Annotated in this window: 12 protein-coding genes; 6 read left to right on the top strand and 6 right to left on the bottom strand. The window is 29.3% G+C overall.

Annotated elements, in window-relative coordinates; genetic code table 11:
- Window positions 1-11: 11 nt before the first annotated feature.
- Entirely contained in the window at window positions 12-575 is a 564-nt protein-coding gene (locus tag WH52_RS11750) for a DNA-3-methyladenine glycosylase I (RefSeq protein WP_086031150.1), read from the bottom strand.
- 104 nt (window positions 576-679) lie between these two features.
- Between WH52_RS11750 and WH52_RS11745 the strand changes: the two genes are divergently transcribed.
- Both WH52_RS11745 and sppA read left to right on the top strand, forming a co-directional pair.
- Window positions 680-1,105 (top strand): DUF6146 family protein, encoded by a 426-nt coding sequence (locus tag WH52_RS11745; protein WP_086031149.1) that lies wholly within the window; start codon window positions 680-682, stop codon window positions 1,103-1,105.
- A 51-nt stretch (window positions 1,106-1,156) separates the two neighbouring features.
- Complete coding sequence (sppA, locus tag WH52_RS11740; protein ID WP_086031148.1) at window positions 1,157-2,905, top strand: signal peptide peptidase SppA; 1,749 nt, start codon at window positions 1,157-1,159, stop codon at window positions 2,903-2,905.
- A 55-nt stretch (window positions 2,906-2,960) separates the two neighbouring features.
- Here the strand turns inward: sppA and WH52_RS11735 are convergent, their stop codons facing one another.
- The 4 genes from WH52_RS11735 to WH52_RS11720 all read right to left on the bottom strand — a co-directional run bounded on the left by WH52_RS11735 (window position 2,961) and on the right by WH52_RS11720 (window position 7,169).
- Entirely contained in the window at window positions 2,961-4,409 is a 1,449-nt protein-coding gene (locus WH52_RS11735) for a hypothetical protein (RefSeq protein WP_143592157.1), read from the bottom strand.
- 10 nt (window positions 4,410-4,419) lie between these two features.
- Window positions 4,420-5,001 (bottom strand): hypothetical protein, encoded by a 582-nt coding sequence (locus WH52_RS11730; protein WP_086031146.1) that lies wholly within the window; start codon window positions 4,999-5,001, stop codon window positions 4,420-4,422.
- Window positions 5,002-5,100: 99 nt separating this feature from the next.
- A complete protein-coding gene (locus WH52_RS11725; protein ID WP_086031145.1) occupies window positions 5,101-5,787 on the bottom strand; it encodes a response regulator transcription factor in 687 nt (228 codons plus the stop codon).
- Between the two features lie 2 nt (window positions 5,788-5,789).
- Window positions 5,790-7,169: a sensor histidine kinase gene (locus WH52_RS11720; RefSeq protein WP_086031144.1), complete on the bottom strand. Its 1,380-nt coding sequence runs from the start codon at window positions 7,167-7,169 to the stop codon at window positions 5,790-5,792.
- Between the two features lie 311 nt (window positions 7,170-7,480).
- On the opposite strand from WH52_RS11720, the gene WH52_RS11715 reads away from it, so the two are divergent.
- On the top strand, window positions 7,481-9,877 hold the full coding sequence (locus WH52_RS11715) for a TonB-dependent receptor domain-containing protein (protein ID WP_086031143.1): 2,397 nt from the start codon (window positions 7,481-7,483) through the stop codon (window positions 9,875-9,877).
- Window positions 9,878-9,937: 60 nt separating this feature from the next.
- On the opposite strand, the gene metK is transcribed toward WH52_RS11715, so the two are convergent.
- Window positions 9,938-11,191 carry a methionine adenosyltransferase gene (gene metK / locus WH52_RS11710; protein WP_086031142.1) on the bottom strand — a complete coding sequence of 418 codons (1,254 nt, stop codon included), beginning with the start codon at window positions 11,189-11,191 and terminating at the stop codon, window positions 9,938-9,940.
- A gap of 299 nt (window positions 11,192-11,490) precedes the next feature.
- Between metK and trxA the strand changes: the two genes are divergently transcribed.
- From trxA to WH52_RS11695, 3 genes are all read left to right on the top strand, one after another.
- Window positions 11,491-11,808 carry a thioredoxin gene (gene trxA, locus WH52_RS11705; protein WP_086031141.1) on the top strand — a complete coding sequence of 106 codons (318 nt, stop codon included), beginning with the start codon at window positions 11,491-11,493 and terminating at the stop codon, window positions 11,806-11,808.
- Between the two features lie 65 nt (window positions 11,809-11,873).
- Entirely contained in the window at window positions 11,874-12,260 is a 387-nt protein-coding gene (locus WH52_RS11700; protein WP_086031140.1) for a hypothetical protein, read from the top strand.
- 1 nt (window position 12,261) lies between these two features.
- Window positions 12,262-13,182 carry a DUF58 domain-containing protein gene (locus tag WH52_RS11695; protein WP_086031139.1) on the top strand — a complete coding sequence of 307 codons (921 nt, stop codon included), beginning with the start codon at window positions 12,262-12,264 and terminating at the stop codon, window positions 13,180-13,182.
- The last annotated feature ends 70 nt before the right edge of the window (window positions 13,183-13,252 follow it).

Below are 13,252 nucleotides of genomic sequence, written 5' to 3'. Positions count from 1 at the left end.
AAAGGTACAAATTATACTTCGTTATAGCAGAAACAATCGGTTGTGTGATCATTTACCATACCAGTGGCTTGCATGAAAGCATAGATTACCGTTGACCCCACAAACTTAAACCCTCGCTTTTTTAAATCTTTGGATATTTTATCAGACAGTTCTGTTGTTGCAGGTACCTCTTCTCTTTTTTCAAAAGCATTTTTGATTGGTTTTCCGTCTACAAATCCCCAAATATATTTTGAAAAAGAACCAAACTCTTCTTGCACTTTCATAAAGGCTTGGGCATTGCTAATAGTTGCTTTTATTTTCAATTTATTCCTAATGATTCCAGCATTTTGTAGTAGTTCATTAAATTTATCCTCTTCATATTTGGCTATCTTTTTATAATCAAAACCATTAAAGGCTTTTCTAAAGTTTTCTCGCTTTTTAAGTACTGTAATCCAACTTAATCCTGCTTGAAATGTTTCTAAAATTAAAAATTCAAACAGCATATCATCATCATATACGGGTACTCCCCATTCAGCATCGTGATATTCTACATATAGTGGATCAGCACTTACCCAAAAACATCTTTTTTTCTCCATTTTTATTAATTTATTGGCTGAAATTACTGTTAAATAGCTTAAGAATCAATGAAAAATGGAATAATTTTTGCAACTTTATAAGTACTAATGTAAGTAATACAATTATGAAGTTTCTAAAATATATACCAATATTAATTATTACAACAATCGTTTCTTTATCCTGCAGCTCTTCTAACATAAAAAAAGGCAATACTAAAGAAGAGCCTGTTGTTATAAAAAATGATTCTTTAGAATACGAAATAATTATAATCGACCCAGGGTTTACCGCTTATTTAAATTCTATTGCGAGACCTGTTGGATTTTATTCTCAATCTTTTTTAGAAACAAGAAACCGTATGATGGTTCCTATTTGGAATATGCGAGTTCAAAACCCTACTCAATTTAATCCTAATATTTATGAGAATATTATTGATTATTCTCCTCATATAGATTATGGTTACGATGTAAATTATAAGCTTTTTAATTACTTTATGTTTGCACAACGAAAATACAATATGCGATTAGGTAATTTTTCTAACCGTAATCTATAATATTTCTGCATCTTAAAAAATGTATATTTGCCCCTTAAAATAACATAACTCATGAAATTTCTAAGAAATTTAATCGCCTCTATTTTAGGCTTTTTTATTGCCATATTTTTACTCTTTATTTTCTTTATTGGTATTGCAGCTTTAATGAATACTGAAGAAGCTATTATTGTAAAACCTAACTCTATTTTAGAATTAGATTTATCAACTTCTATAAAAGATTATGCCCCGAAAGAAGACAACCCTATTGCTGAAGCCTTAGATTTAGTTGATGAAAAACTAGCTTTAAATAAAATTTTAAACGCTATTGAAAATGCCAAATCAGATTCAAATATTAAAGGAATAAGTATTAATACAACTTATATTAGTGCTGGTATCGCTCAAACCCAAGCTATTCGTAACAAACTTGAGGAATTTAAAGAAAGTGGAAAATTTATTTATGCATACAACGATGTATATGATCAAAAAAATTACTACTTAAGTTCTGTAGCCGATAGTCTTTTCCTAAATCCAGTTGGAGCTATCGATTTTAAAGGTCTTTCTACTGAAATTTTATATTATAAAGATTTCGAAGATAAGTATGGTGTAAAAATGGAAGTAATCCGTCACGGAAAATACAAAAGTGCTGTAGAGCCATACTTAACCAATAAAATGAGTGAAGCAAACAGAGAACAAACTACTTCTTTCTTAAAATCAATTTGGTCAGAAATTACTGATGATATTTTTAAAAGTAGAAATATTCCTGTTGAGCAATTAAACATTATTGCTGACAATGCTTTTGGTAGAAATGCTGAACTTGCTTTCAACAATAAATTAACAGATGGTTCAATTTACCAAGATGAATATACGGTAAAACTTAATAATGCTGCCGAAGTAAAAAAAGCAAACACTATTACTCTAGAAGATTACATTTCTACAGGAAAAGGTAGAATCTTTACTTCATCTAAAAGTAAAATTGCCGTTATTTATGCACAAGGGCAAATACTTTATGGTGAAGGTAACGAAGATATTATTGGACAAGGTTTAATTAATAGCGCTATTAAAAAAGCTAGAAAAGACAAAAACGTTAAAGCAATTGTTTTACGAGTAAACTCTCCAGGAGGTTCTGCCTTAGCTTCTGAATTAATTTGGCGTGAATTAGAGTTAACCAAAAAAGAAAAACCATTAGTGGTTTCTATGGGTAATGTAGCAGCTTCTGGTGGTTATTACATAGCTTGTAATGCCGATAAAATTATAGCTGAACCAACTACAATAACAGGTTCTATTGGAGTTTTTGGAGCAGTTCCGAACTTTAACAAAGTTGCAGGAAATATCGGAATTAATGCTGAACAAGTTTCAACAAACAACAGTCCTAACTACAGTGTTTTTGAACCTATGAATCAAAAGTTTTACGATGTAACTAAAGAAGGAGTTGAGCAAATTTACACCACATTTGTAAATAGAGTTGCAAAAGGTAGAAATATGACTTTTGAGCAAGTAAATGAAGTTGCTCAAGGAAGAGTTTGGACTGGTAAAGAAGCTATTGAAAAAGGATTAGTAGACACTTTAGGTGGTTTAGAAGACGCAATACAAATTGCTGCGGAACTTGCTGAAGTTTCAGATTATAGAGTTAGAAACTATCCTAATTATAAAAAAGATTTAAAAGAAACTTTAAAATTCTCGCCTTTTGGTTCAATATCTAAAGAAGAAGTTTTAAAAGAAGCTTTAGGTAATGAGAACTATCAATTGTATAACAACATCAACCAAATGAAAAACTTAAAAGGAATTCAAGCAAGAATGCCTTTTATTTTCAACATAAAATAGTATCTCTAAGAACAAAATACCAAAAGTCCCAAAGTAAAACTTTGGGACTTTTTATTTAAAAATAAATCAAATTCTCTTTATTTAAACTAACTGTTTTTTGCTGTTTAAGTAGTGAAAACACTTTAGAAAATTCATTTTCATTAAGAACATTAATCAATATAAAAACCTGTCCGTTTTCTTTAATGTGAGTTAACACAAAATTTCTATTCGTATTTAATGTATATTTTTTCAAGAATGGAAAAGTAATTTCTAAACTCTCTAATTCCGCCTGATTATTTTCTACAACCCCTACTACTTGTGTTTTTATATTTTTTAAAAAACTCTCTAACTTATCTCCACAAGGAAAAGGAGTATGTAGCCCATAACTTCGAGTTCTAAAGTTAGAAAACACCCCATCCATCACTTTACCTTCTAAAGCTCCATCTTTACTTTCTTTGTTCAACATCATTTCGGTGTATGTAATTAAATTATCATACGCATATGTTTTATCTGCCAATACTTTTTTATAGGCTAAAATTGCTTTATTAATAAAATCTTCGTCTATTTTTTTATTTCTCTCTAAATAATCTTTCACCATAGGATAAATAGCTTTGGAAAAAGTGTTGATATAAATATCATTATACCAATCTAACGGATCTAACTCTCCTTTCAATTTTTCATAAACCCACCCATTTCCAACAGCTGTTGCCAAAGTTTCATTAATCCAATTGTAAGCAAATGTTTTATATTTTGAAGGTGAATTTAAAAACCATTTTTCTAATTCAAATTGAAATGATTTCTCTTGTTCAGCATATAAAATATGTGCAATTTCATGTAACATTACTCCAAAATACACTTCAAAATAATCCATATCTAAAGGCAAACCACTTACTATAATATTTCCTTGAGGTGTCGCAGTAAATCCTGTTTTCTCAGGATATGGAATTACCGAAATAATTAATGGTAAATCCGATTCCCACGAACTGTTATAAAACTTAGTCATAGCATTGTACAATTTATTTAAATTGTGTTTTTCTGCATATGCTTTTAACTCAGTAATTTTTTGTTGAATTACTGGTAGGTTTTTCTTCCAGAAAAGTTGATCATAAATTGGTTCGATGGTTTTTAGAATATCAAATAATTTTTGATGATCACGAAGTGGAAATAAACTAACCGAATGTTTCTTTAATTCTTCCAAATCATCTGAATTAGCAGCCATTACTGTAAAAATCTCATCAGTACCTTTTCTACTTCTTCTTGTTTCTGGATATCCTTGATATTTAATACTCTCTCTTAAAGGTAGTTTTTTATATGTTGCTAAAAGCTTTTGAACTGATTTAGTATTAAACTTACTTTTCTCAAAATGATTTTTTAAAATACTCTTCCTTGGACTAGAAATGGTATTTACATATTGTACTAATGCCAAAGTCTTATTTGCTTGAATTTCTATTTTTGGCAGTTTCTCTTGAGCATTAATCATACCGAAACTCAACAAAAAAACGAGGCTGTAAAAATATTTTTTCATCTCACTAAATTTATTGTTTCTCTTTTGTTCTTTTTACATTTTTCAAAGCTCTATCATAAGCTTTCTTCGCTCGTTCTAAATTTCTCTCTGCATTTAACAAGGCTTTCTTTTTATTTTCTTCTGGGTTTTCACCAGATATCAAATACTTTATTTCTTCTCCTAACTTCTCAATTCTTAATTGAAATTTTTCTGAAGTCATTTCTTTATCTACATACATTTTTAAACGTCCTTCATCTAATTTACACTCAAATACATTTTTATCGTTTTTTTCAATTTTCCAGAAATAAGCATTGTATGGTTTTGAGAAATTCTTACCCGAAAACTCTTTTTCTAAACGATTTTTAACACGTTCAGTTAAAGCGTCATTAAAACGTGCTCTAAATCGATATGCTGAGTTATGATTTTTAACAGCAATGGAATGGGAACTGTACTTTCCATTATCATCAACACTATAAGATCTTGACGTAGTTGAACTTGTTGAGACTGTAGTACTGCTTGAATTTGGTGGTGTAGGTGTAACTGGTGTTGTTTGTGCTACTACACTTGTTAAAGAAAACACTACTAATGTGAATGTGAATACTAATTTTTTCATGATTACTTTTTTTAATTTTAGACAATAATTTCCTATTCCCTAGAATGAAACATTCTGGATTTTTTATTTTTGATTATGTTGTTATGATTATTTTTTAGGCTAGCTTATTATTTTAAATTCTAAGCCAACTCCTCGTATACTTTCTATTTTAATGGAGGAATCTTCAGCAAAATATTTTCGCAATCGACTAATAAAGACGTCCATACTTCTTCCTGAAAAGAAATCATCACTCCCCCAAACAGCGTTCAATATTTGCTCTCTTTTTACTAGCTGATTTTTATGCTCGTATAAAAACTGTATCAGTAATGCTTCTTTTTCTGTTACTCTTTGTGTTTTTTGTAAATGTGTTAATTGTAAAGCTTTAACATCAAAATCATATTCTCCAATTTTTATAAGTGAGTGTTGATTTTTGGTAATTGTTTTTTGACTTCGCTTTATAATATTTTGCAATCGAAGGATTAATTCGTCTGCCTCAAAAGGTTTTACAATATAGTCGTCTGCACCAAGTTTTAATCCTTTAATTTTATCTTCTTTTTGACTTCTTGCTGTTAGGAAAACAAACGGCATTTCTGGATTTAAAGCAATTACTTTTTCTGCTAATGAAAAACCATCTAACTTAGGCATCATCACATCGAAAACACAAATTTCAAAATCGTTTTTTTGAAAAACTTCAAAAGCTTCTACTCCGTTTTTTGCCCAAGTAACTTGAAAATTATGCAACTGTAAATACTGTTGTAAAATACTTCCAAAGTCTAAATCATCTTCTGCTAACAATATCTTTTTCATAACTATAGTGGTAAATTAATAATTATTGTTGTTCCTTTATTTTCTTTACTATTCAACTCTATAGTTCCGTTATGAGCTTTTATAATTTGATGCACATAAAAAAGCCCTAGTCCTAATCCTTTTACATTATGAATATTGGTATTTTCTACTCTATAAAATTTATCAAACACCTTTTTCTGATGTTCTTTAGCAATTCCAATTCCATTATCTTCAATCGTAATTTGAAAAGAATTATCAATAATTTTAGTTCTAATTTTTAGTTGATCGCTTCCGTATTTTACAGCATTGTCTGACACATTTAAAATAGCCGTAGTAATATGAAATTTATCAATAAATAATTGTGTGTTACTTTCATCTAAATGAGTTTCAACTGAAATTGATTCTTTAGATAATTTATAATCATTTATCAAGTTTTGAAAAAACTGCTTACCAAATACTGTATTCTTATTTAACGTTATCTCTTGAAATCCTAAAGAATTATTCAATACCTGATCTATAAGATTCTGCAATCTATTTCTTTGTCTATCTATAGTTTTTACAGTTGACAATGCAATTTCTTTATTCTGTAAAATAGTATCTTGCTGTAATGTTTTTGTTGCAATACTTAATGTTGCCAAAGGAGTTTTTAATTCGTGTGTAATGTTATTGATAAAATCTGTTTTTATATCAGCTATTTTCTTTTGTTTTATAAAAGACGACAACGCATAAATAAACAATCCGATTACTGTCAAAACTGATAAAATAGATAAGGCTAAAAGTCCTGTCATTTCTTGGAATACTGCTGTTCTCCACTCAGGAATATCAATATAACTATTCGATCGTATCTCTAAATGGATTCTTTCTTCTGTTACTAAGACACTATCTTTATCGTGCTTAGAAGTACTTTCACTATTCCATTTCCCACTATTAAACCCAATTCTTGTTTTTGGATTCAATTCATCTCCAAACAATAAAAAACCATCTCCTTTTGGTGAAACAATTGTATCGTTATTTATATTTCCTAATAGGACAACTCCTGTTATTTGCTGTTGATATTTTACTGGAAATTTTAAACTCGTTTTTTTTAGCTCTTCATTAAAATAGTTCATAAAACTACTATTCAAACTATCTCTAAATTTTGAGAATTTAAAAATCATTTCCTCTTTAGATAGCAATCCTTTTTGGTAGCTTTTAATTAAGTTTTGTGTTTTTGATAAATAAGTATTATCCCAGTCATCTTCTCGTTCATTCATTTCAATAAACTTCAACTCTTTCTTAACCCTCTTTAAATACGCATCTTTTTGTAATTGAAATGTATTAGAAATCAAATAATACTGAATAGCAGATAGTGTAAGAATTGCTATTACCGAAGTGATAATTAATATGTTTATTTTGGTTTTCATGCGTCTACAATTTTATTTTTTAAGATGACACATGGAACTCGTTTAGTACAATTCCGTTGTCTGTTATATGCTTTACATACTCGTTTCATTACTCCAAATGTACAGTAAAAAGGAAAGAAAAAAGCAGTTTTAAACTATGTTAACCTTGCATTAACCGTTAAAGAGTTTCAACCCTTTAATATTACTAGAATCTATCTTATTTGTTAATGAATACGCTTAGAGTTAATTTTCACATTAACCTTGCATTAACTTTCGGTTAACCATTATTCTTACTGAGTTTATTGAGATTTGTCACATCAAAACTCATAACTATGAAGACAATTTTCACACTTTTAACTGTGCTATTATCTACTCAATTAGTTGCTCAATTTTCTTTAACAGGAAAAGTAGTAGACAGCAATAGCGAACCTATTTCTTTTGCTAACGTAACTTTATTAAACACAAAAACGAAAAGTATTTATAAAGGAAGTATTACTGAGGATGACGGAACCTTTATAATAAAAAATATCTCATCTAATAATTATGAATTACAAATCAGTTTTATTGGATATAAGGAAGTGATTAAAACTCTAAAGATAGATAAGACATTAAATCTAAAAAATATTGTTTTAATAGAAGACACAGAGACATTAAACGAAATTGAAATTACAGCTAAAAAACCTACTATAAAACGAAAAGTAGATCGTTTAGTATTTAATATTGAAAATACCGTATTATCTACAGGAAATGCTTGGGATGTATTAAAGAAAACTCCTGGGGTATTAGAACGAAATGGTAATTTAACTATACGAAACTCCAACAATATTATCATTTTAATTAATGACAAACGAGTATACTTATCTAACACTGAGTTAAAAGATTTACTTGAAGGAACTTCTGCTCAAGATATTACTTCTATAGAAGTTATTACCAATCCGCCAGCAAAATATGAAGCTGCTGGAAATTCAGTTTTAAATATTAAAATGAAAAAGAATTTGGTAACTGGATATAAAGGAAAAGTTGGCACTTCATATCGTAAAGCCCGTTTTTCTTCAGGAAATATTAATACTTCTCACTATTTTAAAAACAAAGATATAAACTTATATGCAAGCTATTCTCATAGCCGAGGCAGAGGAAATCGATTAGAAGAAGAAGTAATAAGTTTTAATCGTGGAAGTTCTAGCGAAAAATATCATTCTTTTTTAGATAGAAATTCATGGTATCGTACCCATAACTTCCGATTGACTTCAGATTTTTATCTTAATAAGAAAAGTAGTTTAACTTTAGGTGGTCAGCTATATTACAATCCTGATTGGAGAGCAAAAAACAATACTAGTTCAGACGTATTGAATGCTATGGATGCAATTCAATCTTCTTTTTTCACATTAAATCAATCTGGTAGTTCTACAAAAAATATGGGTTTAGATGCTACTTATGAATGGCAACTTTCAGATGCCGAAAAACTAAGTATTAGTGGTCATTTTACTGATTACAAAAAAACAGGAAATCAAGAAGTAAAAACTGATTTCTTTGATGTAGATCAAAATCCTACAAACAATACAACATTTGAAACATTTACTGAACAAAAGACAAAAATCTACAACTCTCAACTAGATTATGAATATAAAATTAATGATAATTCTAAATTTGAAACTGGTTTTAAGTATTCTCAAATTAACTCTACAAGTGATTTAAAACATTATAATTTACTAAACAATCAACTAGAAATAGACAATTCAAAATCTAATATGTTTATGTATGATGAAGACAATGTTTCTGGATATCTAAGTTATCAAACCAACTTAGGAAAATTAAGCTTAAAAGCAGGGTTACGAGGAGAATACACTTCATTAACAGGAAATTCAGTTACTTTAAATCAAATAAATAAAGACCATTATTTTAAATTATTTCCAACTTTGTATGTACAATATTCTCCTAACGACAACAATCAATTAGGTTTCACTTACGGAAAACGAATTAGTAGACCTAACTATTCCTCTTTAAATCCGTTTAAATTTTATTATAGCGATTATTCTTTTTATGAAGGAAATCCTAAATTAAAACCTTCAATTACTCACAATGTAGAGTTTCAATATACTTTTAACAAAAAATATAATTTCGACATCTATTATAGTTTTGTTTCAGATTATATTACTGAAATTAACTTCCAAAATAACAATACAAATACTTTACGATATTCATTTGTTAATATTCCTAAAAACACAGATTATGGTTTTAGTTTTAACACAAATCAAAATATCTCTGATAGATGGAGTTTCTATACACAACATAATGTATATTATAACGAAGATCGATTTACCGCTTTAGAAAACAACAATCAATTAGTAAAAAATAGTATTTGGGGATATTATGGTTATATATCTACGAGCTATCAATTTTTAAAAGACAAAAGTTTATCTGCTGAATTAAGTTTTTATATGGTTACCGATGGAATTCAAGGTTCTTTAACTATAGAAGGAAGTGAAGATTTATCTTTCGGAATTACTAAAAAATTATTCAATGAAAGAGCAAAACTATCAGTTCAAGTATCTGATATTTTAAAGTCTCAAATCGTAAAAGTGTCTACAGACTATTTAAATCAAAATAACTATTTCATTGATAACATGGAAACTCAACATATTCGGGTAGGATTCACTTACAACTTCGGAAATCAATCTTTAAAAAAGAAAAATACTCGAAAAAGAATAGACGAAAAAAATAGATTATAAAACAAAAACTCGCGGTTTTAGCCACGAGTTTTTACTTAATATACTTAACTATACTACCTTTTATAAACCAAAGCTTTCTTTCACTTTTGCTACATAATCTAACTTCTCCCAAGTAAATAATTCAACATCCATTGTTTTACTTTCTCCGTTAGGTTGTGTAAATGTTTTACTTACTACTTCATTTTTACGCCCCATATGTCCATAAGCAGCAGTTTCACTATACATTGGTGTACGTAATTGTAAACGAGTTTCTATTGCGTGCGGACGCATATCGAAAATCTCAGAAACTTTTTGAGCGATTTCACCATCGGTTAAATCAACCTTAGCTGTACCGTAAGTATCTACAAAAATTCCCATTGGTTCTACTACTCCAATAGCATAAGACACTTGCACTAAAACCTCATCTGCAACACCAGCTGCTACTAAGTTTTTAGCAATATGACGCGTTGCATACGCAGCACTCCTATCTACTTTACTTGGATCTTTTCCTGAAAAAGCTCCACCTCCGTGTGCTCCTTTTCCTCCATAAGTATCAACAATAATCTTACGACCTGTTAAACCTGTATCTCCATGAGGTCCACCAATTACAAATTTCCCTGTTGGATTGATATGGTACTTAATATCATCATTAAATAACGCTTGAATTTCTGGAGATAATTGAGCGATTACACGTGGCATTAAAATTTCTTTAATGTCTTTTCTAATTTTAGCTAACATTTCATCGTCAGAACCAAAGTCATCGTGCTGTGTAGAAACTACTACTGCTTCAACTCGTTGTGGCACATTATCATCAGAATATTCAATAGTTACCTGACTTTTTGCATCTGGTCTTAAATACGTAATTTCTTTATTCTCTCTTCTTAAAACAGCTAACTCTTTTAAAATTAGGTGAGATAAATCTAACGCCAATGGCATATAGTTTTCTGTTTCGTTAGTTGCGTAACCAAACATCATTCCTTGATCTCCTGCTCCCTGCTCTTCCTTAGTAGCTCTATCTACACCTCTATTAATATCATCTGACTGCTCGTGAATTGCTGATAATACTCCACATGAATTACCATCAAACATGTACTCACCTTTAGTATAACCAATTCTGTTAATTACATCTCTTGCAATTTTTTGAACATCTAAATAAGTATTAGACTTCACTTCTCCAGCTAACACAACTTGTCCTGTCGTTACTAAAGTTTCACAAGCTACTTTACTATCGGCATCAAATGCTAAAAAATTATCGATTAATGCATCTGAAATTTGATCTGCTACTTTATCTGGATGTCCTTCTGAAACACTTTCAGAGGTAAAAAAATATGACATATCTTACTTCTTTTTAAATTAAATTATGAAGAGTTCTTGAGCCGATTGGTCGCGTAAAGAAGTAAATAATTACTGCTTTAGCATTTTTTAACGAGGTTGCAATCAGATCAAATTTCTCCTCAGAAATCAGTTCGCAAATTTATAGATTTTTTTCTATTGAAAAAACAAAGTTTGTAAAATAAAAAGTATTGATAGTGTGATAATAAAAAGTAATTTTTTAAAAATTGCTTTGGTAAAATATTTGCTTACTTTTGTAATGAATAAAACACAAAAAAGACAAATCAATAAAATATAATAAAATGGCATTAGAAATTACAGATGCTTCTTTTGAAGAAGTTGTATTAAAATCAGACAAACCAGTTTTAGTTGATTTTTGGGCTGCATGGTGTGGACCTTGTAGAATGGTAGCTCCTATCGTAGATGAGATTAGTAATGAATATGACGGTAAAGCTGTAGTTGGTAAAGTTGATGTTGATAACAACCAAGAGTTTGCTGCAAAATACGGTGTAAGAAATATTCCTACTGTTTTAATTTTCAAGAACGGAGAAGTTGTTGATAAGCAAGTAGGTGCTGCTCCTAAAAAAACATATACTGATAAAATTGATGCTGCTTTATAATAAACAGTAATCATTTATAAATAAAAAAGGTTTGGCGTTTGCCAAACCTTTTTTATTTTGCATCTATGAGTTTTAAGAAAAAGCAAAGAAAAAGAGAAAGTAGTGTTTGGTGGTCTGAAAAGAGAAGTGAATATAACTTCGGATTATTTTTAAGTGGCATTTTTGCTTTTATACTCTATGCACTTGTTGTTGAATTCATTGTTTTTAAAAGTGATAAAGTTAATTCCTCAGAAATAGAGATAACTTTGTTTCACATTTTCTTCCAAGGAATGAGCTACCTTGTTATGATGGGTTTTGCAAACATTATTTACTATGGAATTTCTGGTACTGAACTTTTAAGTAAAAAAGAAAATGTATTGGAGATAAGAATAAAAATTTATAAAACATTTTTTTGGATTTCATGCGGTATACCTTTTTTAATTCCTTTATTTTTATTCTTTTATTACATTTAATTTGAACTTATCCCAAATACAATCATCAGAAATTAAAAACCTCGATTTGTTAGCAAAACAAGTAGTAGAAGGTTTTATTACTGGTATGCATAAAAGTCCGTTTCATGGATTTTCTGTAGAATTTTCTGAACATAAACTTTATAATAAAGGAGAAAGCACAAGACATATAGACTGGAAGCTTTTTGCGAAAACCGAAAAGTTATACACCAAAAAGTACGAAGAAGAAACGAACCTAAGGTGTCATATAATTATCGACAACTCTGCGTCAATGCATTATCCTGAGCGTAAAAATAATTCCATAGAACAATTAAACAAAATCGGATTTTCTGCAGTAGCAGCAGCTTCTCTTATTGAAATTTTAAAAAGACAACGAGATGCAGTTGGCTTAAGTATTTATGCTAATTCTTATGAATATTACGCTCCTGAAAAAGGAAGTGAAAGACATCGTAAAATGATTATTCATGAATTAGAAAAGCTATTAACTCATAAAAATTCATCTACTACAGAAACCTATCAATTTTTACATGAAATAGCAGAGAAAATTCATCGTAGATCTTTAATTTTTCTATTTACCGATATGTTTCAAACATCCGTAGAACAAGAAAAACTCTTTGAAGCATTGCATCATTTAAAATACAACAAACACGAGTTAGTTTTATTTCACACCTATGATGCCAACACTGAATTCAATCTGAATTTTAGTGACAATCCTAAAAAATTAGTTGATGTTGAAACTGGGGAAGAAATAAATCTATACACCGAAAACATACAAAAAGACTACAAAAAAGCTATTGAGAACTATTTTGACGAATTAAAAAACAAATGCATGCAATATAAAATAGATTATGTTCCTGTAGATATTAACCTAGGAATGAACCAAATACTTACAAGCTATTTAATTTCTCGTCAAAAACTTGTTTAATTATTTTTCTCATTCTAAAAAAACATATATATTTGCATCCGCTTAACGCAACGGTCTGGTAGTTCAGCTG

This window comes from Tenacibaculum holothuriorum, assembly GCF_002120225.1.
Taxonomy (GTDB): Bacteria; Bacteroidota; Bacteroidia; order Flavobacteriales; family Flavobacteriaceae; genus Polaribacter; species Polaribacter holothuriorum.
Note: the sequence above shows the minus strand (reverse complement) of the source record. Positions and strands in the feature narration are given on the sequence as shown.

What these genes read in the sequence shown, in the direction of transcription:
- metK (WP_086031142.1), bottom strand. Translation starts at nt 11,191, where the DNA reads ATGTCATATTTTTTTACCTCTGAAAGTGTTTCAGAAGGACATCCAGAT.
- WH52_RS11720 (WP_086031144.1), bottom strand. Translation starts at nt 7,169, where the DNA reads ATGAAAACCAAAATAAACATATTAATTATCACTTCGGTAATAGCAATT.
- WH52_RS11750 (WP_086031150.1), bottom strand. Translation starts at nt 575, where the DNA reads ATGGAGAAAAAAAGATGTTTTTGGGTAAGTGCTGATCCACTATATGTA.
- WH52_RS11735 (WP_143592157.1), bottom strand. Translation starts at nt 4,409, where the DNA reads ATGAAAAAATATTTTTACAGCCTCGTTTTTTTGTTGAGTTTCGGTATG.
- trxA (WP_086031141.1), top strand. Translation starts at nt 11,491, where the DNA reads ATGGCATTAGAAATTACAGATGCTTCTTTTGAAGAAGTTGTATTAAAA.
- WH52_RS11725 (WP_086031145.1), bottom strand. Translation starts at nt 5,787, where the DNA reads ATGAAAAAGATATTGTTAGCAGAAGATGATTTAGACTTTGGAAGTATT.
- WH52_RS11745 (WP_086031149.1), top strand. Translation starts at nt 680, where the DNA reads ATGAAGTTTCTAAAATATATACCAATATTAATTATTACAACAATCGTT.
- WH52_RS11715 (WP_086031143.1), top strand. Translation starts at nt 7,481, where the DNA reads ATGAAGACAATTTTCACACTTTTAACTGTGCTATTATCTACTCAATTA.
- WH52_RS11700 (WP_086031140.1), top strand. Translation starts at nt 11,874, where the DNA reads ATGAGTTTTAAGAAAAAGCAAAGAAAAAGAGAAAGTAGTGTTTGGTGG.
- WH52_RS11730 (WP_086031146.1), bottom strand. Translation starts at nt 5,001, where the DNA reads ATGAAAAAATTAGTATTCACATTCACATTAGTAGTGTTTTCTTTAACA.
- sppA (WP_086031148.1), top strand. Translation starts at nt 1,157, where the DNA reads ATGAAATTTCTAAGAAATTTAATCGCCTCTATTTTAGGCTTTTTTATT.